This is a genomic window from Streptomyces sp. NPDC001194, assembly GCF_042896985.1.
In the GTDB taxonomy this organism is placed as follows: domain Bacteria; phylum Actinomycetota; class Actinomycetes; order Streptomycetales; family Streptomycetaceae; genus Streptomyces.
Genome location: NZ_JBIAXU010000001.1, coordinates 558,093 through 583,869 on the forward strand (window position 1 = coordinate 558,093; position 25,777 = coordinate 583,869).

At 71.4% G+C, this 25,777-nt stretch carries 25 protein-coding genes and 1 riboswitch; of the genes, 14 read left to right on the forward strand and 11 right to left on the reverse strand.

The features are described from left to right. Positions 1-228: 228 nt before the first annotated feature. Together ACFY1T_RS02650 and ACFY1T_RS02655 are read right to left on the reverse strand one after the other, a co-directional pair. Positions 229-1,251 (reverse strand): hypothetical protein, encoded by a 1,023-nt coding sequence (locus ACFY1T_RS02650; RefSeq protein WP_390786663.1) that lies wholly within the window; start codon positions 1,249-1,251, stop codon positions 229-231. After that, positions 1,251-1,994, reverse strand: coding sequence for an RNA polymerase sigma factor (locus ACFY1T_RS02655; RefSeq protein ID WP_390786957.1), 744 nt, complete (start codon positions 1,992-1,994; stop codon positions 1,251-1,253). Before ACFY1T_RS02655 ends, ACFY1T_RS02650 begins: the two co-directional genes overlap by 1 nt. Before the next feature lie 333 nt (positions 1,995-2,327). On the opposite strand from ACFY1T_RS02655, the gene ACFY1T_RS02660 reads away from it, so the two are divergent. The 7 genes from ACFY1T_RS02660 to ACFY1T_RS02690 all read left to right on the forward strand — a co-directional run bounded on the left by ACFY1T_RS02660 (position 2,328) and on the right by ACFY1T_RS02690 (position 7,892). Then, entirely contained in the window at positions 2,328-2,933 is a 606-nt protein-coding gene (locus tag ACFY1T_RS02660; protein WP_390786664.1) for a 2-oxo-4-hydroxy-4-carboxy-5-ureidoimidazoline decarboxylase, read from the forward strand. Between the two features lie 152 nt (positions 2,934-3,085). Further along, the gene (gene sdhC / locus ACFY1T_RS02665) at positions 3,086-3,466 is read left to right on the forward strand and encodes a succinate dehydrogenase, cytochrome b556 subunit (RefSeq protein WP_078621959.1); all 381 of its coding nucleotides are present in this window, start codon (positions 3,086-3,088) and stop codon (positions 3,464-3,466) included. Positions 3,467-3,471: 5 nt separating this feature from the next. Continuing rightward, positions 3,472-3,954 (forward strand): succinate dehydrogenase hydrophobic membrane anchor subunit, encoded by a 483-nt coding sequence (locus tag ACFY1T_RS02670; protein ID WP_030865242.1) that lies wholly within the window; start codon positions 3,472-3,474, stop codon positions 3,952-3,954. Between the two features lie 23 nt (positions 3,955-3,977). Next, positions 3,978-5,732: a succinate dehydrogenase flavoprotein subunit gene (gene sdhA / locus ACFY1T_RS02675; protein ID WP_352213570.1), complete on the forward strand. Its 1,755-nt coding sequence runs from the start codon at positions 3,978-3,980 to the stop codon at positions 5,730-5,732. Next, positions 5,732-6,490, forward strand: coding sequence for a succinate dehydrogenase iron-sulfur subunit (locus ACFY1T_RS02680; RefSeq protein WP_030865238.1), 759 nt, complete (start codon positions 5,732-5,734; stop codon positions 6,488-6,490). The genes sdhA and ACFY1T_RS02680 overlap by 1 nt, the downstream gene beginning before the upstream one ends. 153 nt (positions 6,491-6,643) lie before the next feature. Then, the gene (locus ACFY1T_RS02685; protein ID WP_390786665.1) at positions 6,644-7,258 is read left to right on the forward strand and encodes a Uma2 family endonuclease; all 615 of its coding nucleotides are present in this window, start codon (positions 6,644-6,646) and stop codon (positions 7,256-7,258) included. 55 nt (positions 7,259-7,313) lie between these two features. Then, entirely contained in the window at positions 7,314-7,892 is a 579-nt protein-coding gene (locus ACFY1T_RS02690) for a hypothetical protein (RefSeq protein ID WP_390786666.1), read from the forward strand. On the opposite strand, the gene ACFY1T_RS02695 is transcribed toward ACFY1T_RS02690, so the two are convergent. Beyond that, positions 7,868-10,351: a DUF4132 domain-containing protein gene (locus ACFY1T_RS02695; RefSeq protein ID WP_390786667.1), complete on the reverse strand. Its 2,484-nt coding sequence runs from the start codon at positions 10,349-10,351 to the stop codon at positions 7,868-7,870. The genes ACFY1T_RS02690 and ACFY1T_RS02695 overlap by 25 nt on opposite strands. 1 nt (position 10,352) lies before the next feature. After that, positions 10,353-10,685: a hypothetical protein gene (locus ACFY1T_RS02700; RefSeq protein ID WP_390786668.1), complete on the reverse strand. Its 333-nt coding sequence runs from the start codon at positions 10,683-10,685 to the stop codon at positions 10,353-10,355. Positions 10,686-10,773: 88 nt separating this feature from the next. Between ACFY1T_RS02700 and ACFY1T_RS02705 the strand changes: the two genes are divergently transcribed. The 5 genes from ACFY1T_RS02705 to ACFY1T_RS02725 all read left to right on the forward strand — a co-directional run bounded on the left by ACFY1T_RS02705 (position 10,774) and on the right by ACFY1T_RS02725 (position 15,428). Beyond that, entirely contained in the window at positions 10,774-11,553 is a 780-nt protein-coding gene (locus ACFY1T_RS02705; protein ID WP_390786669.1) for an alpha/beta fold hydrolase, read from the forward strand. An 87-nt stretch (positions 11,554-11,640) separates the two neighbouring features. After that, positions 11,641-13,647, forward strand: a complete 2,007-nt coding sequence (locus ACFY1T_RS02710) for a bifunctional metallophosphatase/5'-nucleotidase (protein ID WP_390786670.1) — start codon at positions 11,641-11,643, stop codon at positions 13,645-13,647. Positions 13,648-13,773: 126 nt separating this feature from the next. After that, the gene (locus tag ACFY1T_RS02715; protein WP_390786671.1) at positions 13,774-14,178 is read left to right on the forward strand and encodes a hypothetical protein; all 405 of its coding nucleotides are present in this window, start codon (positions 13,774-13,776) and stop codon (positions 14,176-14,178) included. A gap of 3 nt (positions 14,179-14,181) precedes the next feature. Then, entirely contained in the window at positions 14,182-14,649 is a 468-nt protein-coding gene (locus ACFY1T_RS02720) for a thiol-disulfide oxidoreductase DCC family protein (protein ID WP_390786672.1), read from the forward strand. Between the two features lie 11 nt (positions 14,650-14,660). Further along, positions 14,661-15,428, forward strand: coding sequence for a TetR family transcriptional regulator (locus ACFY1T_RS02725; protein WP_390786673.1), 768 nt, complete (start codon positions 14,661-14,663; stop codon positions 15,426-15,428). Here ACFY1T_RS02725 and ACFY1T_RS02730 read toward each other — a convergent pair. The 3 genes from ACFY1T_RS02730 to ACFY1T_RS02740 form a co-directional block, all read right to left on the reverse strand. Beyond that, entirely contained in the window at positions 15,415-16,977 is a 1,563-nt protein-coding gene (locus ACFY1T_RS02730) for an ABC transporter substrate-binding protein (protein ID WP_390786674.1), read from the reverse strand. The two genes, ACFY1T_RS02725 and ACFY1T_RS02730, sit on opposite strands and share 14 nt — an antisense overlap. A gap of 140 nt (positions 16,978-17,117) precedes the next feature. Next, positions 17,118-18,410 (reverse strand): metallophosphoesterase, encoded by a 1,293-nt coding sequence (locus tag ACFY1T_RS02735; RefSeq protein WP_390786675.1) that lies wholly within the window; start codon positions 18,408-18,410, stop codon positions 17,118-17,120. Next, positions 18,407-18,667, reverse strand: a complete 261-nt coding sequence (locus ACFY1T_RS02740) for an SCO4848 family membrane protein (protein ID WP_030154873.1) — start codon at positions 18,665-18,667, stop codon at positions 18,407-18,409. Before ACFY1T_RS02740 ends, ACFY1T_RS02735 begins: the two co-directional genes overlap by 4 nt. 121 nt (positions 18,668-18,788) lie before the next feature. On the opposite strand from ACFY1T_RS02740, the gene ACFY1T_RS02745 reads away from it, so the two are divergent. Beyond that, a complete protein-coding gene (locus ACFY1T_RS02745; RefSeq protein ID WP_390786676.1) occupies positions 18,789-20,045 on the forward strand; it encodes a D-alanyl-D-alanine carboxypeptidase family protein in 1,257 nt (418 codons plus the stop codon). A 30-nt stretch (positions 20,046-20,075) separates the two neighbouring features. Here the strand turns inward: ACFY1T_RS02745 and ACFY1T_RS02750 are convergent, their stop codons facing one another. The 4 genes from ACFY1T_RS02750 to glyA all read right to left on the reverse strand — a co-directional run bounded on the left by ACFY1T_RS02750 (position 20,076) and on the right by glyA (position 24,259). Then, the gene (locus tag ACFY1T_RS02750; protein ID WP_390786677.1) at positions 20,076-21,005 is read right to left on the reverse strand and encodes a YihY/virulence factor BrkB family protein; all 930 of its coding nucleotides are present in this window, start codon (positions 21,003-21,005) and stop codon (positions 20,076-20,078) included. 166 nt (positions 21,006-21,171) lie between these two features. Continuing rightward, positions 21,172-21,792: a 2'-5' RNA ligase family protein gene (locus ACFY1T_RS02755; RefSeq protein WP_390786678.1), complete on the reverse strand. Its 621-nt coding sequence runs from the start codon at positions 21,790-21,792 to the stop codon at positions 21,172-21,174. Positions 21,793-21,890: 98 nt separating this feature from the next. Next, positions 21,891-22,904: a tryptophan--tRNA ligase gene (gene trpS, locus ACFY1T_RS02760; RefSeq protein ID WP_030865198.1), complete on the reverse strand. Its 1,014-nt coding sequence runs from the start codon at positions 22,902-22,904 to the stop codon at positions 21,891-21,893. Positions 22,905-22,990: 86 nt separating this feature from the next. Beyond that, positions 22,991-24,259: a serine hydroxymethyltransferase gene (gene glyA, locus ACFY1T_RS02765; protein WP_390786679.1), complete on the reverse strand. Its 1,269-nt coding sequence runs from the start codon at positions 24,257-24,259 to the stop codon at positions 22,991-22,993. A 35-nt stretch (positions 24,260-24,294) separates the two neighbouring features. Continuing rightward, a riboswitch (ZMP/ZTP riboswitch) is annotated at positions 24,295-24,385 on the reverse strand. A gap of 158 nt (positions 24,386-24,543) precedes the next feature. Here glyA and rocD point away from each other — a divergent pair. Continuing rightward, positions 24,544-25,752 (forward strand): ornithine--oxo-acid transaminase, encoded by a 1,209-nt coding sequence (gene rocD / locus ACFY1T_RS02770; RefSeq protein ID WP_030865193.1) that lies wholly within the window; start codon positions 24,544-24,546, stop codon positions 25,750-25,752. Positions 25,753-25,777 lie beyond the last annotated feature (25 nt).

Genomic DNA, 25,777 nt, shown 5'->3' on the forward strand with positions numbered 1-25,777 from the left:
GGGCAGGGCCGGGGGAACGAACCCCGCCCGCGCCGGGTGCGCAGAGCCCAGGGGTACGGGGGGAACCCCGGCTCATGCGCGGCCGATGACCAGTCGGCTCGATATGTACTGCGCCGCAGGTTCGAAAAGTGTTACAGCCCGCTCGTGACGTCGTCCGAAACCTTCCCGGTGCGCTCGTACGGACCACCCGAAAGGTGGCCGAAAACAGCCGTCCGGTCGTCCGGAGCCTCAGCGCGACGGCAGGCGGGCGGGTGCAGAGATCCCCGGGCTGGCCGGAGCCAGCGTCGGGGCCTTGAGCACGTCGCCCCCGATGTCCGAACCGCGCGGCACGGTCGGAGTGGTGCTCCGGACCGGCCCGTCGAGCAGTTCCTCGCAGAAGTGCGGGATGCGCGCGAGGCCCTTCGCCAGCTTCGAGAGCTTGTCCCGGCGGTCCGAGTTCATCTCCCCCGAGCGGTAGGCCTCGCACAGGTCCACCGCCTTGAGGCGGGTCTGCCGGTCCCCGTCCTTCAGCGAGGTGGTCCCGCCGGCGAGCGCGTCCTTGCCGTCCCTCGTGCTCTTGCCGTCCGGGCCGTCCGGGTCGGCGCCGCCGCCGGACGCCGCGTCGGGGCCCGTCACCGTTCCGGTTCCGAACCCCTGCAGCGCGCCCGAGTCCAGGCCGCCGGGCGTCTGCCCGCCGCCCGGGCTGGGCTGCACTCCGTCGGCGCCGCGGAACGGGGTGGGGCGCAGCTGCGGGCCCGGGGTCGGGCCACCGGTGTCGCCGGGCGGCGAGGGGTTCTCGTCGGCACTGAGGGAGACCGCCGGTACGGGACCCGCCGAGTCGTGCGTGCTCCGGTCCAGCAGCCCGGCCCCCGCGGCGACCGCGAGGCCTCCGACGGCGACGCCCGCCAGTGCGGCGACGAGCCCGAAACGCACCGGGCGGCCGCGCCGGGCCGGGGACACGGGGGCGGCGAGAGGAAGGATCCTGCCGAGTTCCACGAGGGGGGAGGTGTCGCCGCCGAACGACGTCGCCGGCGCACCGGAGGCCTCGGGGACTCCGGCCCCGCCGCGCGCCGCCCGGAAGGCGGCCACCGCGGCGGCCTCGCCGGGCAGTTCCGCACCGGCGCACGGCTGCGCGGCCAGCATGTCGAGGGCGGCCCTGAGCCGGGCCTCCGCTTCGCGGGCGCTCCGGTCGCCGCCGGGTACGGCCTGGCCGCCGCTGAGCAGTCGTTCCGCCGCGGCCCGGTCCAGCCACCTGTTGCGCTCGTCGGCCATCACATGTCCTTCTGCGTCCGCCAACGTGAATGCGTCACACCGGTTTGCCGTACGAGACCGCCGCCCCGGCCGCGTTGTGCGGGCACCGCGTCGAGATCCCTCCCGCCCCCGCCGTCCCGCGCCTGGCCACCGGCATTATGACCGACCGGGTCCGCCGGATCCGAGCCCGGATCCGACTCCGGCGCGAAGCCGCCCTCCGCGCCGAGCAGCTCGGCCAGTTTCTTCAGGCCCCGATGGGCCGCGGTGCGCACGGCCCCGGGCCGCTTGCCCAGGGTCTCGGCCGCGGTCTTCGCGTCGAGCCCGACGACGACCCGCAGCACCACGGCCTCGGCCTGGTCCTGCGGAAGCTGGGCGATCAGTGCCATGGTCCGGCCGGTGGACAGGGCCTCCATCGCCTCGCCGGCGGTGTCGCTGTCGGCGGCGCGCCCCGTCAGCTCGGTCTCGTCGCCGCCGATGGCGGGACGGCGTCCGCGCATGCGGATGTGGTCGAGCGCGCGATTGCGGCCGATGCGGGCGGCCCAGCCGCGGAAGCGGTCGGCGTCGCCTGTGAAGGAGTCGAGGTCGCGGGCGATCTGCAGCCACGCCTCCGAGGTCACGTCCTCCGCGTCGCCGTCTCCGACGAGCGTGCGTACGTAACCGAGCAGGCGCGGGTGCACGGCGCGGTACACAGACCGGAACGCGCTCTCGTCGCCGCCCTGTGCCGCGAGCACCGCGGCGGTCAGCTCCGCGTCGTCCCCCAGCAAAGTCCCCAACCGTTTCACTGTCCTGTACCTGTGGCGCAAATCAGCACGTTACGGCTTTCAAGTACCTTCGTCCACGAGTTGTACGGGGAGCAACCAATCGTGCGCGAAGCGGGGTGTGACACAAAACGCACTCGCGGCGCTGACAGGGGTACGGGCTTGTCGCACGAGCCCGTACGGACGGCGACCGGGGCCTCTCCTGTGGGGGGTGGCGGCCTCGGTCGTCTTCCTCCCTCCTCCACCAGGCCGTTCCCCCGCCACGCCCGTCATCCTTTCGGCTCACTTCCGGGTGAAAACCTCGGATCGGTACGACACACCCGGCCAGGCGTCGCTAGCGTGGCGGTGCACCCACGCCACGCCCCGAGGAGCCCCCCGCTGTCCAGCCACCTTCCGGCACAGGCCCGCGGCAGCTCCGATCCCCTCCCCGGCTCCGGACTGGCGCGGTTCAACGCCCTCTCCCCCGAAGCCGCCGAGGCCGTGCTGCTGCACTGCTGCGGGAGCCGGCGCTGGGCGCAGCGGGTGGCCGCGCACCGCCCGTACCCGGACCCGGACGCGATGCTGGCCGCCGCCGACGAGGCCTCGTACGACCTCTCCCAGGCGGACCTGAGCGAGGCGCTGGCCTCGGAGGTCCCGGTCGAGCTGGGCCACGGGGCCCCGTACGCCGCGCTGCTGGCGCTCGACGCCGCGCACGCCGAGTACGAGCGCAACTTCGGCCACGTCTTCGTGATCTGCCTGGACGGGCACCCCCCTGAGGAGCAGGCGGACCAGCTGCTCGCCGCGATCCGGCGGCGGATGGGACTGGAGGCGGACGAGGAGCGGTCGATCTCCGCGGACGAGCTGCGCCGCCTCGCCCAGGTGCGGCTCGCCGACCTGACACACTGGCTGACCTCCCAGGACGGGGTAAACGCCGAGGATTCAGGGCTATTCGCCCCTGTGGGATAGCCCGTCCGTGCCTGTTTGATCACACCGATGGACCCGGCGCGAGGGAACCGACAAAGCGTCGCTACGATGTCCGGGGCCGGAGGACCGTACCCGGCCGGGCCCGACCGACAAAGAAGCCGGCTGGCCCCCGCCCCGCTTCCGGAGGGTTTTCCGTGCCGGCTGGAACGTTGTACCGCGGCCGGGAAGGAATGTGGTCCTGGGTGGCTCATCGAGTCACCGGCGTCCTCATCTTCTTCTTCCTGTTCGTACACGTCCTCGACACCGCTCTCGTCCGCGTCTCTCCCGAGGCGTACGACGATGTCGTGGCTACCTACAAGACTCCGATCGTCGCGCTGCTGGAGTACGGCCTCGTGGCCGCCATCCTGTTCCACGCGCTCAACGGTCTCCGTGTGATCGCCGTGGACTTCTGGTCCAAGGGCCCCCGTCTCCAGAAGCAGATGCTCTGGGGCGTCATGATCATCTGGATCATCCTGATGATCGGTGCCCTGTACCCCGTCCTGGGCCACGCAGCTGCCGAACTGTTCGGGAAGTGACACCCATGTCTTCTGACACTTCTTCCGCCCAGGCCATCGGCGACGTGGAGGGCGTAAGCCTCTACGACGTCGACAACCCGGCGCCGTACATCGAGGCCCCGCGCAAGCGCACGGGCAAGACGCCCCGCTCGACCCGCGGCAACTTCGAGATGGCCGCCTGGCTGTTCATGCGCCTCTCGGGCATCGTCCTCGTCGTCCTCGTCATCGGCCACCTCCTCATCCAGCTGGTGCTGGACGGCGGCGTGTCCAAGATCGGCTTCGCCTTCGTGGCCGGCCGCTGGGCGTCCCCGTTCTGGCAGGTCTGGGACCTGCTGATGCTGTGGCTCGCCATGCTGCACGGCACCAACGGTCTGCGTACCGTGATCAACGACTACGCGGAGCGCGCCAACACGCGGCTGTGGCTGAAGGGCCTGCTCTACACCGCCACGGTGTTCACCATCATTCTGGGCACGCTGGTGATCTTCACCTTCGACCCGAACATCCGCTAGGCAACGGGGCTGAGGCGAAACCAATGAAGATCCACAAGTACGACACCGTCATCGTCGGCGCGGGTGGCGCGGGCATGCGCGCCGCCATCGAGTCGACGAAGCGCAGCCGCACCGCCGTGCTGACGAAGCTCTACCCCACCCGCTCCCACACGGGCGCGGCGCAGGGCGGCATGGCCGCCGCGCTGGCGAACGTGGAGGAGGACAACTGGGAGTGGCACACCTTCGACACGGTCAAGGGCGGTGACTACCTGGTCGACCAGGACGCCGCCGAGATCCTGGCGAAGGAGGCCATCGACGCCGTCCTCGACCTGGAGAAGATGGGCCTGCCGTTCAACCGCACCCCGGACGGCACCATCGACCAGCGCCGCTTCGGCGGCCACTCGCGCAACCACGGCGAGGCGCCGGTCCGCCGGTCCTGCTACGCCGCGGACCGCACCGGCCACATGATCCTCCAGACGCTGTACCAGAACTGCGTCAAGGAGGGCGTGGAGTTCTTCAACGAGTTCTACGTCCTGGACCAGCTGCTGGTCGAGGAGGACGGTGTCAAGAAGTCGGCCGGCGTGGTCGCGTACGAGCTCGCCACCGGCGAGATCCACGTGTTCCAGGCGAAGGCCGTCATCTACGCCTCCGGCGGCACCGGCAAGTTCTTCAAGGTGACCTCCAACGCGCACACCCTCACGGGTGACGGCCAGGCGGCCTGCTACCGCCGCGGCCTGCCGCTCGAGGACATGGAGTTCTTCCAGTTCCACCCGACGGGCATCTGGCGCATGGGCATCCTGCTGACGGAGGGCGCCCGCGGTGAGGGCGGCATCCTCCGCAACAAGGACGGCGAGCGCTTCATGGAGAAGTACGCGCCGGTCATGAAGGACCTCGCGTCCCGTGACGTCGTCTCGCGCTCCATCTACACCGAGATCCGCGAGGGCCGCGGCTGCGGTCCGGCCGGCGACCACGTGTACCTGGACCTGACGCACCTGCCGCCGGAGCAGCTCGACGCGAAGCTCCCGGACATCACCGAGTTCGCGCGCACGTACCTGGGCATCGAGCCGTACACGGACCCGATCCCGATCCAGCCCACCGCGCACTACGCCATGGGCGGCATCCCGACGAACGTCGAGGGTGAGGTCCTGGCGGACAACACCACCGTCGTCCCGGGCCTGTACGCGGCCGGCGAGGTCGCCTGCGTCTCCGTGCACGGCGCCAACCGCCTCGGCACCAACTCGCTGCTGGACATCAACGTGTTCGGCAAGCGCTCCGGCATCGCCGCGGCGAAGTACTCGCAGGAGAACGACTACGTCGAGCTCCCCGAGAACCCGGCGCAGCAGGTCGTCGACCTGGTCGAGCACCTGCGCAACTCCACGGGCAAGGAGCGGGTCGCCGACCTGCGCCTGGAGCTCCAGGAGACGATGGACGCCTGCGTGATGGTGTTCCGTACGGAGCAGACCATCAAGACCGCGGTCGAGAAGATCGCGGAGCTGCGCGAGCGCTACAAGAACGTGTCCGTCCAGGACAAGGGCAAGCGCTTCAACACGGACCTGCTGGAGGCCATCGAGCTGGGCAACCTGCTCGACCTGGCCGAGGTCATGGCCGTGTCCGCGCTCGCGCGCAAGGAGTCCCGCGGCGGTCACTACCGCGAGGACTACCCGAACCGCGACGACGTCAACTTCATGCGCCACACCATGGCGTACCGCGAGGTCGGAGCCGATGGCTCGGACTCGGTCCGGCTCGACTACAAGCCGGTCGTGACGACCCGCTACCAGCCGATGGAGCGTAAGTACTGATGGCTACCCCCACCCTGGAAAAGATGGAAGAGGCGGCTGCGGCCTCCCCGTACATCACGGTCACTTTCCGGATCCGCCGCTTCAACCCCGAGATCTCGGACGAGGCGCAGTGGCAGGACTTCCAGATCGAGATCGACCCGAAGGAGCGCGTGCTCGACGGTCTCCACAAGATCAAGTGGGACCTCGACGGCACGCTGACCTTCCGCCGGTCGTGCGCGCACGGCATCTGCGGCTCCGACGCGATGCGGATCAACGGCAAGAACAGGCTCGCCTGCAAGACGCTGATCAAGGACATCAACCCGGAGAAGCCGATCACCGTCGAGGCCATCAAGGGCCTCACGGTGATGAAGGACCTTGTCGTCGACATGGAGCCCTTCTTCCAGGCGTACCGCGACGTCATGCCGTTCCTCGTCACCAAGGGGAACGAGCCGACGCGTGAGCGCCTGCAGTCGGCGGAGGACCGCGAGCGGTTCGACGACACCACGAAGTGCATCCTGTGCGCGGCGTGCACCTCGTCGTGCCCGGTGTTCTGGAACGACGGGCAGTACTTCGGCCCGGCGGCGATCGTCAACGCCCACCGCTTCATCTTCGACTCGCGTGACGAGGCCGGCGAGCAGCGGCTGGAGATCCTGAACGACAAGGACGGCGTGTGGCGCTGCCGCACGACCTTCAACTGCACCGACGCGTGCCCCCGCGGCATCGAGGTCACGAAGGCGATCCAGGAAGTCAAGCGCGCCCTGATCACGCGCCGCTTCTGACCGCCCGGCAGTCAGCCGCCGTACGAGGCCCCGCTCCCCGGTCCGACCGGGGGGCGGGGCCTCGCCCTTTCAGGTGAACGCGCGGCTTCCGTCCGCACGCCCCGGTCCCGTCCTACGATGATGCTCTCGACAGCAGCCCACGGGAGGCACGTGATGTCCGCAGCACCCGCTGAGCGTCCCCACAGTGAATGGCCACTGATCGATCTGGCCAACCAGATCGTGGATCAGCGCCCGGGGTACCGAGTCGAGATCATCGGAGGGCAGATCCTCGTGTCCCCACCGGCAGACGGCGCCCACGCACGGGGCCTGACCACGCTCATGCGCCCGTTCATCACGGCCGGGCTCGCCGACGAGCCAACGGAACTCCTCCAGGGAGTCGGCATCTGGCTCCCGGACGGACGCGAGGACTACGCCATCCCGGACCTCTCCGTGGTAGACGCCGATTTCGAAGACCACCTCGTCGAGAACAACTGCTACGACCCCGTCGCCTTCCGCCTGGTGCTGGAAGTCACCTCCAGCAATTACCAGACCGACCTCCGCACCAAGGTCACCGCCTACGCCAACGCCAAGGTCCCCATCTACGTGATCGTGGATCGCCGGCACAGCCGCCTGCACGTCCTCACCGATCCGGTCCAGGACGAGTACGCCACCCACCGCGTCCACGCCCCCGGTGAGCTCGTCACCCTCCCCGAGTCCATCGGCGCCAAGGTGACCCTGGACGTCGAAGCCGTCCTCGCCGCGGCGCGGCGCAAGCCCGAGAGCGAATAGGCGGCTACTCCGACCGGGGTACTCGGCCGGGGGTCGCTGTGGAAAGATCGAGCGCATGAGCGAGCAGAAGCCGAATCCGTACTCAGGCGACAACGGGGCTCCGGGCGGCCCCGGTTATGGCTATCCGCAGGGGTATCCGGCGACGCCGGGGACCCCCGGGTACGGGTACCCGGCCACGCCGCCCGCGCCGGGCTACGGATACCCGCAGGACACTCCGGCCGCGCCCGGATACCAGCCGACCATGGGCGGCGCCGGCATGCCGGCCCCCGGGCAGCCCCAGACGTACGGCGGCGGGTCCGGATTCGCCCTCGGCGACATCACCATCGCCGGGGACCAGATCATGACCCCCTCGGGACCGATGCCCCTCAGGGGCGCCATGTGGAACGCCTCGGACCTGTCCCGCACCGAGACGAAGATCCCGGCGCACGCCATCGTGCTCGCCGTCATCTTCTTCCTGTTCTGCCTGCTCGGTCTGCTCTTCCTCCTCATGAAGGAGAAGACCACCACCGGCTACATCCAGGTCACGGTCACCAGCGGCGGCCGGCACCACTCCACGATGATCCCGGCCGTCGACGCGAGCACCTACCACTGGGTCATGAACCAGATCAACTACGCCCGTTCCCTCAGTATCTGACGGGTGATCGTCGGGTCGGTGATGCCGGTGTCGGCAGCCAGCATCATCGCCTTGCTGAGGATCAGCGCGAGCGTCCGGTCCCCCTCGAAGGGCAGGTACCCGGTCTCCGTCCCGGGGGCCGTGCGCCCCGCCGGGACGATGCACAGGTACTGGTCGCCCGGGTCCATGAGGATGTTCCCCGACCCGAGGTGGATCCGGTACCCGTGCAGCTCGCCGCGCACGTGCAGGAACCGGCCCTCGATCCGGCACCGGTCGGCGATGGCCAGCCTGGGGACCAGCCGCTCCAGCAGGAGCCGGCGGGTCTCGGCGCCCTGGCCCAGCTCGCCGAAGCCGTACGAGGCCCAGTACTCGCGGTAGCGGCCCTCGGGTCCGCCGTCCTGCCACGTCGGGTCGTTGCCGACGCTGGCCACGCCGACGAACAGGTCCACGTCGCGCAGGACTTCGCTGAGCACGAGCGCCGGCACCTCGGCCAGCGGCACCGGGTCCACCGGGTCCTCGCCGCCCCGCAGGTACATGGTGTACTCGCCGCCGCAGGCGTGCGCCCGGTTCTGCGGGGCGCCGATCGGGTAGAAGCGCACCTGGTCGGTGCGCAGCCGCAGGAAGCTGCCCGAGTGGGTGATGTCCTCGTACTCGCCGTCCCCGGTGTCCCCCTCGATCCAGTACTCGGCGCGCAGCCCCCACTGCGGCAGCTCGCGCACGGCGGGCGGCACGGAATCGTCCACGGCGAGGCGCAGCTTGTTGTGCCAGCCGCGGACGGCGGCCAGCGAGTGGAACTGGTGCTGGCGCAGGTAGTGCGCGGCGAACCGGTTCGAGTACGTGCCGGTGCGCAGCTCGGCGTCGGTCAGCGGGTACACCTCGCGGTGGGCCTGCTTGAACGGCTGGGTGATGCCGTGCCGTTCGATCCAGTCCCGCCAGGCGGCGGCCTCGGCCGGCTCGCGGTCGACGGGGTGCCAGAGGGTCACCTCGGCGCCCTCGGTGACCGGGGTGTCGGCGAGGGTGCGCAGCTCGCCGTCGGCGAAGCCGACCGGGGTGCCGTCCACGACCCACAGCAGGCGCCGGGCCAGGGTCCCGACCAGGGGGTGGTCGACGTACCGTTCGCGCCACTTCCCGTACGACCAGGTGCGGCGGGCGAGGAACTGCCGGTCCAGTCGCTCGGCCTGCGCCCCGAGCATCTTGTCGATGTCCTTGACGGCGGCCTTGAGCTCCTTGAGCTCTTCGGCGTGGTCCCGGCGCACGGCGGCGGGGACGCTCTTGACCGCCTTGCCGGCGGCGCTGCGCCAGGAGAGCACCGCCCTGGAGCCGCGGACCTCCACCAGGGCGGTGGTCTCGCCCAGCAGGTGCTCGGCGCGGCCGACGCCGGTCAGTCCGTACGCCGGTACGGCGAGCTCCTCGATCTCCTCGCGGCCGAGCCCGAGCGCTGCGGCCCGCGCCTCCAGGGCGGAGTCCAGCATCTTGAGGGTGCCCTTGAAGGTCACGCGGGTGGCCAGCCGGGCCAGCTCGGCCAGGGCGGCCTCGCCGTCGATGCGGGAGAGGGCGGTGACGCCCGCGTTGGCCACCTTGGGACCGCGCGGGCCGAGCCCCGCGACCTTGCGCAGCGAGGTCTCGACGAGGGCGCCGAGCGCCCGCGCGGTGTCCGGGTGCGGGGGCAGGAGGGAGAGCAGCCAGGCCAGGCCGCGCAGGGCGTTGGCGTTGTGGGCGTCGTACGTGTCGTTCGGGTTCGGCCCGTACCGCTCCCCGTCGAGGGCGAGGGTGCGGGGCGCGCCGACGAGCCGGAGCCAGCCGAGCAGCCGCTCGCGCACCGCCTCCTCCCCGGCCTCCCCGACCAGTGCCCGGCCCCTCTTCTCCCACTTGGCCGTCGGCTTCGCGGCCGTCGCGGTCACGGCGTGCGCGAGGAGGGCGTGCCAGCGCTCCCCGTCCGCCAGGGCCCGGTCCGCCCAGGCCTCGCCGACGTTGAGCACGGGCTCCGTCAGCCTGGGGACGAGCTCCGTGAGCGGCGCGTAGGGGTACGTGCTCATGGCGCTGCGGCGCAGGGTGGCGACGACGGCCGGCGCGACCGGACGGCCCGCGTCGAGCTCGGCGCGGACCAGCTCCGGCACCCACCCGAGGTAATGGACCTCGCCCTTGCGGCCGATCTCGGCGAGCTTCTCGCGCCGGGCGGCGGTGAGCGGTTCGCCCCAGGCCAGGTCCCGCCCGACGGCGGCGGTGACGGCCAGCGCGTTCGCCCGGGCCGGGGAGTCGTCCGCCAGGGAGGGCAGGAGCGCGTCGAACGAGTCCGCGAGCCGCTGCCTGAATGCGGCGGGCCGGGCGTTCACGGCGGCGAGGAGGGCCGCCGCGTCCTTGTTGTTCCGCCAGTGGCCGCTGTACTGGAGGGCCGCCTTCAGCAGCGCGGTCCCGAGCTCCTGGGCGTTCTCCTCCTCCAGTGCGCGGTACGCGGCTTCGGCGTGGCTGCGGTTCGCCATGTCAGCCACCCACCAGGGCGACGAGCTTCAGGAAGGTGACCTCGGTGCCGGGCGGCAGATCGACCACCTCGTCGAGATCGGTGACCTGGCGGTCCCCGACGAGCACGAGGAACCCGTTGCGCCGGAAGGCGGCGAGCGCCGTCTCGGTCTGCGCTTCGGGGTCGGGCCGGGCGGCCGACCGGACCAGGCCGGCGGCGCGCCGCTCGGCCACTTCCAGGAACACCCGGCGGCGGATCAACTCGCGCAGTGCGAGGCGCTCCTCGGCCACCTCGACCCCCCAGCCGTCGGCGCGGCCGCCGGAGGTCGTCTCGTCGACAAACGTCACCATTGCCATGTCCGAAAGCGTACGAGCCCCCTCTGACAGCGCCCGGCCCCCGGATAACCGGAGGCGCCGCGGCGCCCACGTCGTGGAAGCTCTCCCCATGAACCCTGTGAACCCCCTCCTCGCGCACGACGTGGCCGGCCCGGCGGACGGCCCGGCCCTGGTCCTGCTCCACTCCTCGGTCTGCGACCGCCGCATGTGGGAGCCGCAGTGGCGACCGCTGGCCGACGCCGGATTCCGGGTCGTCCGGGCCGACTTCCGCACCTGCGGGGACTCGCCGGCGGCCGTCGCGCCCTACCGCGACGAGGAGGACGTACTGGACCTGCTGGACTCCCTCGGCATCGAACGGGCCGCCTTCGCCGGGTCCTCCTACGGCGGCCGGGTCGCGCTGCTGATCGCGTCCCGGCATCCGCAGCGGGTGGCGGCGCTGGCCCTGCTCTGCCCGGCCGTCCCGGCCCAGCGGCGCGGACCGGCCCTGCAGGCGGTCGTCGACGCGGAGGACGCGCTGCTGGAGGCCGGGGACATCGCGGGGGCGGTGGAGCTGATGGTGGACACCTGGCTCGGCCCCTCGGCGGACGAGGGGGCCCGCGCACTGGTCCGCACGATGCAGCGCCGGATCTTCGAGGAGGCCCGGCACCCGGCCGCCGACCACGAACTCCCGGAGCACGAGGCCGACCTGGGGTCCATAACGGCCCCGACCCTCGTGGTGGGCGGCGCCCACGACGTGGAGGACTTCCGCACCATCGCCGCCGCCCTCCCCCACCGGATCCCGGGCGCCCGCCACACGGAACTCCCCTGGGCCGGCCACCTCCCCACCCTGGAACGCCCCGAGGAGACCACGCCCCTCCTCCTGGACTTCCTCCACCACCCGCACGGCTGAGAACGCGCGCACGCGCGGCCCCGCCCGGCCATCGCGGGCCCGGCGGGGTGTGTCGACAGGGGGGGCCGGGAGCGGGAACATGCACGCGTGACGAGGCATCCGCACTCCACGACCACCTGTCCGGACCGGATTTCACCTCGGCTCGGGCGGCGGAGTTTCCTCACCGCCCTGGGGACCGTCGCGGCCACCTTCGCCACCGGGGTCCCCGCCCACGCCACCGGGCACGCGCGCGACGCCGCCTCCGCCGTCGAATACGTCGACGTCCAGCTCCTCAACATCACCGACCTGCACGGCTACCTCCAGGCCGCCCCCGGCACCACCGCAACCATCAGCGGGAACGGGGGGAGCACCTACACCGTCGGGGGCGTGGCCTACATGGCCACCCATCTGGCCCGGTTGCGCGCCGGCCGCGCCAACTCGTTCTTCTTCACCCCCGGCGACGCCTTCTCGGGCTGGGAGTTCGACGCCGCAGCCTTCGCCGACGAGCCCACCATCGAGGCCCTCAACCGCCTGGGCCTCGACTTCGCGACCGCCGGCAACCACGAGTTCGACAAGTCCCCGGCCTTCCTCCAACGCCACATGGAGCAGGGAGTCGCCTTCCCCGTCGAGGGGCGCGACGCCACCTTCACCGACTCCTCCGGCGCCCCCTTCCACGGCGCCGACTTCCGCTTCCACAGCGCCAACGTGGTCCGGACGGGCGAACAGGGCGGCACCGTCCTTCCCCCGTACAACATCGAGACGGTACGGACGGCCGCCGGCCAGGAGCTGCGGATCGGGTTCATCCACCTCACCGCCCTCGGCACCGAACTCTTCCCCGGCTCCTACCAGCCCGGCCTCGCCACCCTCGCCGAGGTCGCCACCGCCGACCGGTACGCGGCCGAGCTCAAGGCCCAGGGCGTCAACGCGATCGTCCTGAGCATGCACGACGGAGCCGTCGCCGGAGCCGATTTCAACAGCGGCGCCGACCCCTCCGGCCCCGCCCTCGACCTGGCGCTGCGCGTCTCCCCCGACATCGACGCCATCGTCACCGGCCACTGGCACACCCGGTTCAACATGATGCTCCCGGACCCGAACGGCGTCCCGCGGCCGTTCGTCGAGGCGGGCTGTCACGGCCAGCTGATCAACGAGATCAGCCTCCGCCTCGACCCCGCCACCGGCAGGGTGGTCCGCGAGCTGACGGTGTCCACGAACCACCCCAACACCCGCGACGTCACCCCCGACCCCGCCCTCAAGGCGGTCGTCGACCACTGGGCCGGCCAGGCAGCGGCCCGCGACACCAGCAGGATCGGCAAGCAGACCGGCTCGTTCGTCCGTACGCGCAACACCGCGGGCGAGAGCACGATGGGCGACCTCGTCGCCGACTGGGCCCTGTGGGCGGGCAGCCGCCCGACCGACCCGGAGAACGACGCCAACGTCCATCCCAACGTCGCCGCCCAGCTCGCCCTGGTGGCCGTGGCTCCGCGCGTCGGCGTGAGCGTGATCGCGGGGGATCTCGTACGGGACGCGGCCTCCGGCGGCGCCGTCACCTTCGGCCGCTGCTGGAGGGCCGTCGGCTTCGGCGACCCGATCGTCAGCGCCACGGTCACCGGGCATCAGATCCACGACGCGCTGGAGCAGCAGTGGACGACCGCGGCCAGCGGTGAACTCCTCTTCGCGCCGCTGGCCGTGTCCGGGAACGTCCGCTACACCTTCGACACCCTGGGCGGCGTCGGCGACCGCGTGGACCCGGCCGACGTGTTCATCGACGGCGTCGCGCTCAGCCTCACCGGCACCTACCGCCTCGCCGCCCCCTCGTACACCTTCCTGGCGAACGACGGCTACGGAGCGCTGAGCGGCTTCGAGGCACCGTACCGCCACCAGCGCGACTTCGAGAGCTTCGTCGCGTACGTCCGCGAGGCCCAGACCCTCACCCCGGCCCCCCTGAACCGCGTCACCGCCGCCAACACCACGCGCCGCGGCGCCGACGCCGGCATCGTCTTGGACCGCGGCCCCCTCCTCTACCCCGACGGCACCCCGCTGCCCCGCCCCGAGGCCGCGGTCCTCTCGGCCGACCCGGACCACACCGACCGCAACGGCCTCCGTCCGCCCTGCTGAGCGCAGCGGCTCCGCCCGCGTCGGAACCAGTGGAACCAGTGGAACCAAGAACGCTTGAACCTGTTCAAAAAGAGGTCTACAGTCAGTCCTGCCAACGAGTTGAACACGTTCAAGGGGGCAGAGGCAATGGACCTCACCGTCGTCGCATACGTCATCTACCTGCTCATCAGCATCGGACTGACCGTCTGGGTCGCCCGCACGCTCAGCCGCAACGGCCGCGTCTTCATCGCCGACGTCCTGCACGGGAACGAGAAGCTCGCGGACGCCGTGAACCACCTCCTGGTGGTGGGGTTCTACCTCGTCAACATCGGCTTCGTGACCCTCTACCTGCGCTCGGACGCCGGCATCGGCTCGGCCCGCCAGCTCTTCGAGGCCCTGTCGGTCAAGCTCGGTGTCGCCCTGCTCGTCCTCGGCGTCATGCACCTCGGCAACGTCTGGGTGCTGAACAAGATGCGCCGTCGCGGGATCATGGAGCGCCAGCAGACCCCGCCGGTCGCCCCGACGGCCTGGACCGCTCCGGCCGGGGCCTGAGCGATGACCACGGCGACTACGGCGACTGCGACGACGGCGACGACGGCGCACGCGACCCGGCACCTGACCGTGCTGTACGACGCCGACTGTCCGCTCTGCGTCCACATCCGGCACTGGCTCCTCGGGCAGCGCTGGCTGGTGCCGCTCCGGCTGATCCCGGCCGGGTCCTTCGCGGCGCAGGGGAAGTTCCCGCAGCTGGACCACGCGTCGACGCTCCGCGAGATCACCGTCATCGGGGACTCGGGGCAGGTGTGGACCGGGACGGACGCGTTCATCGTGTGCCTGTGGGCGCTGGCGGAGCACCGGCCGAAGGCGAACTGGCTCGCCACCCCGGCGGGCCGGCCCTTCGCCCGGGCCGCCATGTACACGGCCTCCGCATGGCGCCAGGCGGTGCGGACCGGACCCGGCGCGGACGGCGAAGTGGAGCCGGAGGCCCCGGCCTGTGGCGACCAGTGCTCCGCACCCGGCTAGGCTCGTGCACCGTGACTGATCAGAAGGCTCCCAAGAGCGAGCAGACCCGCACGCTCATCCTCGAGACCGCGCTCCGTCTCTTCCAGGAGCGCGGCTTCGACAAGACGACCATGCGGGCCATCGCCAAGGAGGCAGGGGTCTCGGTCGGCAACGCCTACTACTACTTCGAGTCGAAGGAACACCTGGTCCAGGGTTTCTACGACCGGATCGGCGCCGCTCACCAGGCGGCGGTCCGGCCCATCCTGGACAGCGAGACCGATCTGCAGAAGCGGCTGGCGGGCGTACTGACGAGCTGGCTCGACATCGCGGCGCCGTACCACGAGTTCGCCTCGCAGTTCTTCAAGAACGCCGCGGACCCGGAGAGCCCGCTCAGCCCCTTCTCCCCCGAATCGGAACCCGCCCGCAAGGCGGCGATCGAGATGCACCGCGAGGTGCTGGGCGGCGCGAAGACGAAGGTCCCGGCCGAACTGGCCGACGTACTGCCGGAGCTGATGTGGCTCTCGCAGATGGGGCTCGTCCTGTACTGGGTCTTCGACCGGTCCCCGAACAGCGAGAAGACGCGGCGGCTCGCGGAGCGCGGCGCGCAGCTGACGACGCGGGGCATCGTCCTGGCCCGGTTCCGGGTGCTGCGGCCGCTGGTGCGCGAGGTCCACGAGCTGTTCGCGGACTTCCTGCCGGGCATGGCACAGGCGGCGGTGTCCAAGAAGAAGAGGGCGTCCGACCCGGATGCCGACTTCGACCCCACGGCCGGCGCCGACGGAGCGGCTACAGCCAGTTGAGCTCCCACAGGCGCCAGACGCCGGTCCCGTCGGAGAGGTACTGGGCTCCGGAGACGGAGTCGCGGGACATCACGTAGTCCTTCTTCTGCCAGATGGGCAGCATCGGGACCTGCTGGGAGACCAGCTTCTGGAGCTCGCGGAAGTCGGCGGCGGCCTGGCCGCGGTCCGAGAAGGACTGGGTCCGGGCGATGAGGCCGTCGACGGCCTTGTCGGAGAAGCCGTTGTTCATGCTGGAGTCGGCGCCGACGAGCGGGGCGAGGAAGTTGTCCGCGTCCGGGAAGTCGGCGATCCAGCCGATCGTGTAGGCGTCGAACTCGCCGGCCGCGTACGCCTTCTGGAAGTCGGCCCACTCGTCGACGGCCTTGATCTTGATCTGGAAGAGCCCGGTGGCCGTGAGCTGCTTCGCGATCTCGTCGGCCTCCGCCACGTTCGGGCCGCGCGTGTTCACCCCGAGGGTGAGGGAGACCGGGGCGGTGATCCCGGCGTCCTTGAGCAGCTTCTTCGCGGCCGCGCCGTTCGGCGTCGGGTTGGTGTCGAAGAACGGCGTGCTGTGCGAGGAGATGCCGGCCGGGACGAGGGAGTAGAGCGGGGTCACCGTGCCGTGGTGGATCTCGGCGGCCACCTTGGACCGGTCGATGACCGCGGCGATGGCCTGGCGCACGGCGAGCGGCGCGGTCGTGGAGCCGGGGCGGACGTTGAAGACCACGCTGCGGGTCTCGGAGCCGCCGGAGGCCTGGTACTTCGTGTCCTTCAGGCCCGGGTTGAGGCCCGCGAGCACCTCGGGCGGCATGTCGCGGTGGGCGACCTCGACCTCGTGGTCGGTCCAGGCCTGGTTGAGCTGGGCCGAGTCCTTGTAGTACCGGACGGTGACGGCCGTCTTGGCGGGCTGCTTGGACTGGCCGCGGTAGGCCTGGTTCGGCTTCAGCTCGGCACTGGCGCCGGCCTCGTACGCGCCGAGCGTGAAGGGGCCGGAGCCGTCGACCTTGCCGTCCGCACGGAGGGACTTCGCCGGGTACTTCTCCTTGTCGACGATCGAGGCGGCGCCCGTCGCGATCTTGAAGGGGAAGGTGGCGTCCGGCGCGGACAGCGTGAAGGTGACGGTGCGGCCGTCGGCCTTGACCGACTGCAGGGTGTTGAACAGGGGCGCCGGACCCTGGTCCGAGTTGATCGCCTTGATCCGGTCGAAGGAGTGCTTGACGTCCTCCGCGGTGATGGCCCGCCCGTTCGAGAACTTCAGGTCGGGGCGGAGCTCGCACTGGTACGTGGTGAGCTGCGCGCCGGTGAACTTGCAGGCGGAGGCCGCGTCCGGGACCGGGGTGTCGGAGCCGGTCTTGATGGTCAGGAGCGACTGGTAGACGTTGCTGAAGAGGGCCCAGGAGCCCGCGTCGTACGCCCCGGCGGGGTCGAGGGACGAGACCACGTCGCTCGTCCCGACCCGCAGGGCGGTGCCGCTGCCGCGGCCCTCCTCCGGAAGCAGCTGCCAGGCGCCGACACCGGCCACGCCGATCACCAGCCCCGCCGCGATGACCTTCGAGCGGACAGACTTCACCCTTGACCCCACCCCACCCATGAAAATGCCATGGTTTGACTCGCTCACCGGATCCCCATGTCCGATTAACGGTCATCCCATCACGGAATTTCAGCCTCGGGAAGGCCGATTCACGGCGGGTCGTTACCGGTTGCGCCCGGTCACGCCTGGTATGAGGCGAGTTCGACGACCGTGATGTCGGACGGGGCCCCGACCCGGACCGGTGGCCCCCAGGCGCCCGCGCCGCGCGAGACGTAGAGCTGGGTGTCGCCGTAGCGCTCCAGCCCGGCGACGGTCGGGTTGGCGAGCTCGGCGAGGTAGTTGCCGGGCCAGAGCTGGCCGCCGTGGGTGTGGCCGGAGAGCTGGAGGTCGACGCCGTGGCGGACGGCGTCGTGGATGACGACCGGCTGGTGGGCCATGAGCACGGCCGCGCGGGACGGGTCGCGGTCGCCGAGGGCGGCCGTGAAGTCCGGACCGTGGCCCTCCGTCTCGCCCGCCACGTCGTTGACACCGGCGAGGTCGAAGTACGGCAGGGGCCGGCGGGCGTTCTCCAGCGGGGTGAGGCCGAGCTCGCGGACGTGGTCGATCCACTGCGCGGCGCCGGAGAAGTACTCGTGGTTGCCGGTGACGAAGAACGCGCCGTGGCGGGCGGAGAGCCGGCGCAGGGGCTCGGCGGCGGGGCCGAGGTCGTGGACGCTGCCGTCGACGAGGTCGCCGACGACGGCGATGAGGTCGGGCTGCGTCCGGTTGATCGTCTCGACGATGCGGGTGGTGTGGGCGCGGCCGAGGACGGGGCCGAGGTGGATGTCGCTGACGACGGCGATGCGGAAGCCGTGGGCGGCCCGGGGGAGTTTGGCCAGGGGGACCTGGACGCGCTTGACGCGGGGGCCGCGCAGCACCCCGTACGTGCCCTGGGCGACCGTGGCGGTCGCCGCGAGGGCGGCCGCACCGCCGACCGCACGCGCGACGAACTGGCGGCGGGTGGCTCCGCCGGGGGCTCCGGTCGGCCCGGCCGCTTCCGCGGGGGCCTGCGCCGCCGGGGCCCGAGGGGCCGGCCGGGCGGCGGAGGCGGCGGCGACGGGGGTGGCGCGGTCGCCGGCGGGGGCGGCGGTGCCGGTGGCGGCATGCGCCGTACGCGGCTCCCGGCGGAGCAGGAACGCCCGTACCGGCTCCGCGACCAGCATCGCCAGGCTCAGGTACAGCAGGATCGCCAGCCACATGTAACCCGGCCAGGCCACCGACTGTTGGAGCCGGAAGGGGGCACCGGCGCGGCCCGCCGTGAGGGCGGCCAGCGAGAGGAGCGGGAGTGCGAAGGCGAGGGCGGTGCCGATGCGGCGCGCCGTGCCGCGCGGGCGCGTCGTATCGCGGACCAGCCGGATCCACAGCCAGCGGTGGACCAGGACCAGCAGGGCCAGGACCGTCAGCCCGATCCCCGCGAAGAGCACGATTCTCATGCGTCCGGGCCCCGGCGTGATTCACGCCGCAGCGCGAGGACTCCGCGCAACCCGATCACACCAACGGCCGTCCCCAGGAGAAAGGAGGCGATGGCCAGGAGAAGGTGTACCCAGAAGTAGGCCGTCGGCTCGCCCGCCGCGTCGAATGCCAGACCACTGGCGTCCTTCCACAGGTTCCGGACGAAAGTTGCCCAGATGAACCAGCTCCACACTCCGAAGGCGAGCAGGAACCAGGAGACGGCGCGGCTGAGTTTCATGCCCCCAGTATCGGTTTGGTCCCCAGGACGGACGCGTCGGGGTGGGCTGTACCGGCGGTGGTTCGGCCGCGTTGGCCGGTCCCTGGCGGTCGAACGCCGATCGGGATGTACTTTCACCTGCGTGTCTGCAAAGAAGACCGCGCTGACGGTCCTTTCCGCCGGGCTGCTCGTCCCCGCCATGCTCGTGGTGCCCGCGCACGCCGCGCCCACGCCGCCGACGGACGCGAAGGGGCAGCCGCCCAAGGCGCCGGCCGCGGCCGCGCCGCCGGCGTCGATGTCCACCGTCGGAGGAGCCCTGCTCGGCAAGCCGGGGGTGCAGGTCAACCTGCTCGCCGGGGCCCCCGCGCTGCCGACGAGTCTGACGGGGCGTTCGTGGATCGTCGCCGACGCCGAGACCGGCGAGGTGCTGGCCGCCAACAACGCGCACTGGCGGCTGCCCCCGGCCTCCACCCTGAAGATGCTCTTCGCGGACACGGTGCTGCCGAGCCTGCCGAAGGACCAGGTCCACAAGGTCACCGAGCAGGAGATGGCGGGCGTCGGCGCGGGCTCCAGCCTGGTCGGGGTCAAGGAGGACCACGAGTACTCGGTGCACGACCTGTGGCTCGGGGTGTTCCTGCGGTCCGGGAACGACGCCGTGCACGTGCTGGCCGCCATGAACGGCGGCATCGACAAGACCGTCAAGGACATGCAGGCGCACGCCGAGGAGCTCCAGGCCCTCGACACGCACGTGGTGTCCCCGGACGGGTACGACGCCCCGGAGCAGGTGTCGAGCGCGTACGACCTCACCCTCATCGCCCGCTCCGGACTGCAGAAGCAGGACTTCCGGGAGTACTGCGGGACGGCGGAGGCGAAGTTCCCGGGGCGTCAGGAGGCCGGGAAGCCGCGCGAGTACTTCGAGATCCAGAACACCAACCGGCTGATGACGGGCTCCAGCGGGCTCTCCCCGTACAAGGGCATCGCGGGTGTGAAGAACGGCAACACGACCATGGCCGGGTCGACCTTCACCGGCGCGGCGCAGCAGGGCAACAAGAAGCTGCTGGTCACGGTGATGAATCCGGCCTCGGGCGGGCTGAACTCGGTCTACGAGGAGACCGCCGACCTCTTCGACTGGGGGTTCGCCGCGATCGGCAAGGTCAAGCCGGTGGGCGAGCTGGTCCCGCCGAAGAGCGCGGACACCTCCTCGCTGGGCTCCCCCGCCCAGTCGCACGAGCACAACTCCTCGGCGTCCGGTGAGGGCGCGGGCGGCGGTGTCGGCACCGCGCTCGGGGTCGCGGGCGGAGCGCTGGCCGTGATCGCGGGCGGGGCGTACGCCGTCAACCGGCGCTGGCCGCGCGGCCCGCGCGGCCGCCGCACCGGCGGCGGCGACCAGGTGTCCTAGGCGGTGCCCCGGGATGCCCCGGGGCACCGCCTAGGGAGTCCGGGCCGCCGCCCGGTTCCCGGGCTCTTCGGGCTCCGCGGGCCCCGCGGGCTCCTGCGGACGGCCGCCGGCGTCGGCGCGGGTGGCCGTCCAGGCGGAGCAGTACAGCAGCAGCTTCGCCATGAGGTTGATCCAGATCAGCAGGGCGACCGGCACGCCGAAGGCCCCGTACATGCTCTTCGCGGCGACCCCGCGCATATAGCCGCTGAGCAGCAGTTTCAGCAGCTCGAAGCCGGCCGCGCCGAGGAGGGCGGCCTGGACGAGGCTGCGGCGCGGCGGTTCGACGCCGGGCAGCAGGGTCAGCACGTACAGCAGGATCAGGAAGGCGGCGAGGACGCCGACGAGGAAGGCTCCGGTGCGCAGGAGCGCGCCGCCCGCGCCGTGCTGCGGCACGCCCAGCCAGCCGCCGAACTTGCCGACCGCGCTGGAGCCGAGGATCGAGGCGGCCGCCGAGGCCAGGCCCACGCCGCCGAGTCCGACGAGGACGAGCGCGTCCTTGCCCTTGCGCAGGACGGGGTTGCCCAGGTCCTCGTCGTCCTTCTCCCACACCGCGCGCAGGCAGTCCCGCATCGAGCCGACCCACCCGATGCCGGTGACGAGCAGCAGGGCGCCAGCGACGAGACCGATCGTGCCCGCGTTGGCGACGAGGCCGTTGATGTCGAGCTGGTCCGAGATGCCGGGGACCTGCTCGGCGAGGTTCTTCTGGAGCCGGTCCAGCTGCTCCTGGCTGAGCAGCGCCGCGCCGATGGCGGCGGCCACGGTGATCAGCGGGAAGAGCGCGAGGAAGCTGATGAAGGTGATCGCGGAGGCGAGGCGGCTCCAGTGGACCCGGTCGAGGCGTTCGTAGGCACGCCAGGCGTGGGTCCGCATCAGGCGGACCACGAGCGGGCCGATCACCGGGAGTTTCTTCAGCCAGTCCATGGGGTCACGGTAAATGAGGGGGCGGAAATAGCCGGGATTGCCCGGTTCGGGCGCTACGGTCGTCGATTGTGACTTTTCGCGAAGTGCTTCCGACGGGCTGTTCATTCCCCACTCTGGTCCTACGTACGCTCCGCTTCCACGCCCGCAAGACCCTCAGGCCACTGCGTCAGGAGCGCGCCGCGGCGCCGTCGCCGGAAGCCCCCGCGGCGGGCGCCGCCTCATCGGCCCGTGAGCCCGGCTGCGCCGGGACCCCGGCGATCGGGCCCGCGCCGAAAGGGTATTCACGCAGCTTGCGCCAGACCCCGTCCGAGCCCTGCTCGTAGAGCGCGAAGCCGGTGCAGGTCCACTGCGCCGCGTAGTCGGCGAGGGCGTCGAACGCCAGGTCCATCGCCTCCTCGGAGATCCCGTGGGCGACCGTGACGTGCGGGTGGTACGGGAACGCCAGCTCGCGGCTGAGCGGCCCGTCCGGGTCGCGGACCAGGCCCTGGAGCCGGGTGCAGCCCGTACCGCCCTCGACGACCTGGACGAAGACGACCGGCGAGACCGGGCGGAAGGTTCCCGTCCCCTCCAGCCGCATCCCGAAGGGGCCGAAGGCGGCCGCGACCTCGGCCAGGTGGGCCCTGATCTCCGGCAGCCGGTCCGCCTCCACCTCGGTGGGCGGGACGAGGGTGACGTGCGTGGGGATGCCGTGCGCGGCAGCGTCCCCGAAGCCGGCGCGCAGCTGCTGCAGCCGGCTGCCGTACGGCTCCGGGACCGCGATCGAAACGCCGAGCGTTACGGTCCCCACGTATGTCTCCTCCGTCGTCTGGTGTGTACGGGTTGCGTACGGGTCCTGCCGACCCAGTGTGGGGCCAGCACCCCCCGGATTGCCAGGGCCTCCGGCGGTCAGTGCTTCGCGGGCACCAGACCGAGGCGGTCGTAGGCCTGTGCCAGGGTCTCGGCGGCGACCGCGCGGGCCTTCTCCGCGCCCTTGGCCAGGATGGAATCCAGGGTCTCAGGGTCGTCCAGGTACTCCTGGGTGCGCTGCTTGAACGGTGTGACGAAATCGACCATCACGGCCGCCAGGTCGGTCTTCAGCGCGCCGTAGCCCTTGCCCTCGTACGAGGCCTCCAGGGCCGGGATCGACTCGCCCGTCAGGGTGGAGTAGATCGTGAGCAGGTTGCTGACGCCGGGCTTGTTCTCGGTGTCGAAGCGGACCTCGGCCTCGGTGTCGGTGACCGCGCTCTTGATCTTCTTCTCGGTGGCCTTGGGCTCGTCGAGGAGGTTGATCAGGCCCTTGGGCGAGGACGCGGACTTCGACATCTTGATCGACGGGTCCTGGAGGTCGTAGATCTTCGCGACCTCCTTGACGATGTGCGCGGCGGGAACCGTGAAGGTCTGGCCGTAGCGCTGGTTGAAGCGCTCCGCCAGGTCGCGGGTCAGCTCGATGTGCTGGCGCTGGTCCTCTCCGACCGGAACGGCGTTCGCCTGGTAGAGCAGGATGTCGGCGACCTGGAGGATCGGGTACGTGAAGAGCCCGACGCTGGCGCTGTTGACACCGCCCTTGGCGGACTTGTCCTTGAACTGGGTCATCCGGCTGGCCTCGCCGAAGCCGGTGATGCAGTTCATGACCCAGCCGAGCTGTGCGTGCTCGGGGACGTGGCTCTGGATGAAGAGCGTGCAGCGGTCCGGGTCGAGGCCGGCGGCGAGGAGCTGGGCCGCGGAGAGGCGGGTGTTGGCGCGCAGGTCCTTCGGATCCTGCGGCATGGTGATCGCGTGCAGGTCGACGACCATGTAGAACGCGTCGTGCGTCTCCTGCAGGGCGACGTACTGGCGGATGGCTCCGAGGTAGTTCCCGAGGTGGAACGAGCCGGAGGTGGGCTGGATGCCGGAGAGCGCGCGAGGACGATCAGAAGCCATGGCTTCATTCTCTCAGGTACGGCGGCCGCGGCGGTCCGCACCCGTCCGGAAATCCCCCGGGGCCGGGGCCCCGGGGAGGGGACCGGTCAGGAGAGCGGGAGGCCCGGGGCGGGGAAGGCCGCCATCAGGTCCGCGACCTCGGCGCGGACCGCCGCGAGGGCCTGCTCGTCCGACTTGGCGGCGGCGTCCACGGCGCGGGAGATCCACTCCGCCACCAGCGGCATGTGGTCCGTCCCCAGGCCCCGCGAGGTCAGGGACGGGGTGCCGATGCGGATGCCCGACGGGTCGAAGGGCTTGCGCGGGTCGAACGGGACCGTGTTGTAGTTCACGACGATCCCGGCGCGGTCCAGCGCCTTGGCCGCCACCTTCCCCGGGACCCCCCGCGAGGTCAGGTCCATCAGGATCAGGTGGTTGTCCGTACCGCCCGACACGAGGTCGAAGCCCCGGTCCAGCAGCGCCGCCGCCAGGGCCTTGGCATTGGCGACCACGGCGTGCGCGTACGTCACGAAGGACGGCTGCGCCGCCTCGTGCAGGGCCACCGCGATGCCCGCCGTCGTCTGGTTGTGCGGGCCGCCCTGGAGGCCCGGGAAGACCGCCTTGTCGATGGCCTTCGCGTGCTCCTCCCGGCACATCAGCATCGCGCCGCGCGGCCCGCGCAGCGTCTTGTGCGTGGTCGTGGAGACCACGTCCACGTGCCCGACCGGCGAGGGGTGCGCCCCGCCCGCGATCAGGCCGGCGATGTGCGCGACGTCCGCGACGAGGACCGAGCCGGCCTCCCGGGCGATCGAGGAGAACGCCTCGAAGTCGATCGTGCGCGGGAGCGCCGTACCGCCGCAGAAGATGATCTTCGGGCGCTCCGCCAGTGCGAGCTCGCGCACGGCGTCGTAGTCGATCAGGCCGGTCCCGGCGGACACCCCGTACTGCACGCCGCGGAACCAGGACCCCGTCGCCGAGACCCCCCAGCCGTGCGTCAGGTGCCCGCCCATCGGCAGGGCCATGCCCATCACCGTGTCGCCCGGCTTCGCGAAGGCCAGGTACACGGCGAGGTTCGCCGGGGAGCCGGAGTACGGCTGGACGTTGGCGTGATCCACCCCGAACAGGCCCTTCGCCCGCTCGACGGCCAGCGCCTCGACGCGGTCGATGTTCTGCTGGCCCTCGTAGTAGCGGCGGCCCGGGTAGCCCTCGCTGTACTTGTTCTGCAGCACCGTGCCGGAGGCCTCGAGCACGGCGGCGGACACGTAGTTCTCGCTCGGGATCAGGCGCAGGGTCTGCGCCTGCAGGGTCTCCTCGTCGGCGACGAAGGACGCCAGCTCGGGGTCGACTGCGGTCAGGGCGGGGTGGCGGCTCGCGCTCATGGCGGCTCCTCCGGGGTCGATGTCAGTTCTCGTCCCCGCGAGGCCCAGGCGAGCGGCCCTGTATGCGGTCGTGCGCGCACGACTCCCCCGGAGTTGGTTCTCCGTACGCCAGTCGCCGTGCGTACCGCTCACCTTAGCGGGCGGTCCACAAGAAAGGTTTCCCCGTCCGGTATACGAGCGACGTATAGCCGTATACAAGGTGACGTGACGCAGGTGACGCCACCCCCGTCACCTCCATCGCCCTCGTCACGTCCATCACGCCCGCACCGACGATCGGAGACCCCGTGTCGACAACTGCTGAAGCGCTGCGTTCCGCCGAGGCGCACAGCGCGCACAACTACCACCCGCTGCCCGTCGTCGTGGCGTCCGCGGAAGGCGCGTGGATGACCGACGTCGAGGGCCGCCGGTTCCTGGACATGCTCGCGGGCTACTCGGCGCTCAACTTCGGCCACGGCAACCGCCGTCTGCTCGATGCGGCCAAGGCGCAGCTGGAGCGGGTCACCCTCACCTCGCGGGCCTTCCACCACGACCGGTTCGCCGACTTCTGCCGTGAACTCGCCGCGCTGTGCGGCAAGGAGATGGTGCTGCCGATGAACACCGGCGCGGAGGCCGTGGAGACGGCGGTGAAGACCGCCCGCAAGTGGGGTTACGAGGTCAAGGGCGTGCCCGACGGCCAGGCCAAGATCGTGGTCGCGGCCAACAACTTCCACGGCCGTACGACGACCATCGTGAGCTTCTCGACGGACCACGAGGCGCGCGACCACTACGGGCCCTACACCCCCGGGTTCGAGATCGTTCCGTACGGGGACCTCACCGCGCTGGCGGCTGCCGTCACGGCGAACACCGTGGCCGTGCTGCTGGAGCCGATCCAGGGCGAGGCCGGGGTCCTCGTGCCGCCGCCCGGCTACCTGCAGGGCGTACGGGAGCTCACGCGCGAGCGGAACGTCCTGTTCATGGCGGACGAGATCCAGTCGGGGCTGGGCCGGACCGGGAAGACCTTCGCGTGCGAGCACGAGGACGTCGTACCGGACGTGTACATCCTCGGCAAGGCGCTGGGCGGCGGCGTGGTCCCGGTCTCGGCCGTCGTCGCCGACCGGGACGTGCTCGGGGTGTTCCGGCCCGGCGAGCACGGCTCCACCTTCGGCGGCAACCCGCTGGCCTGCGCGGTCGCCCTGGAGGTGATCGCGATGCTGCGCTCCGGCGAGCACCAGCAGCACGCCGCCGAGCTCGGCGACCACCTGCACCGGGAGCTGAACCTGCTGGTCGGCGGGGGCGCCGTGACCGCCGTACGCGGGCGGGGGCTGTGGGCGGGCGTCGACATCGACCCGGCGCACGGCACGGGCCGGGAGATCTCCGAGGCGCTGATGGAGCGGGGCGTGCTGGTCAAGGACACGCACGGGTCGACGATCCGGATCGCGCCGCCGCTGGTGATCGGCAAGGAGGACCTGGACTGGGGCCTGGACCAGCTGCGCGAGGTGCTGGCCGCGGGCTGACGCCTCGGCCGTGGGGGGGGGCGGG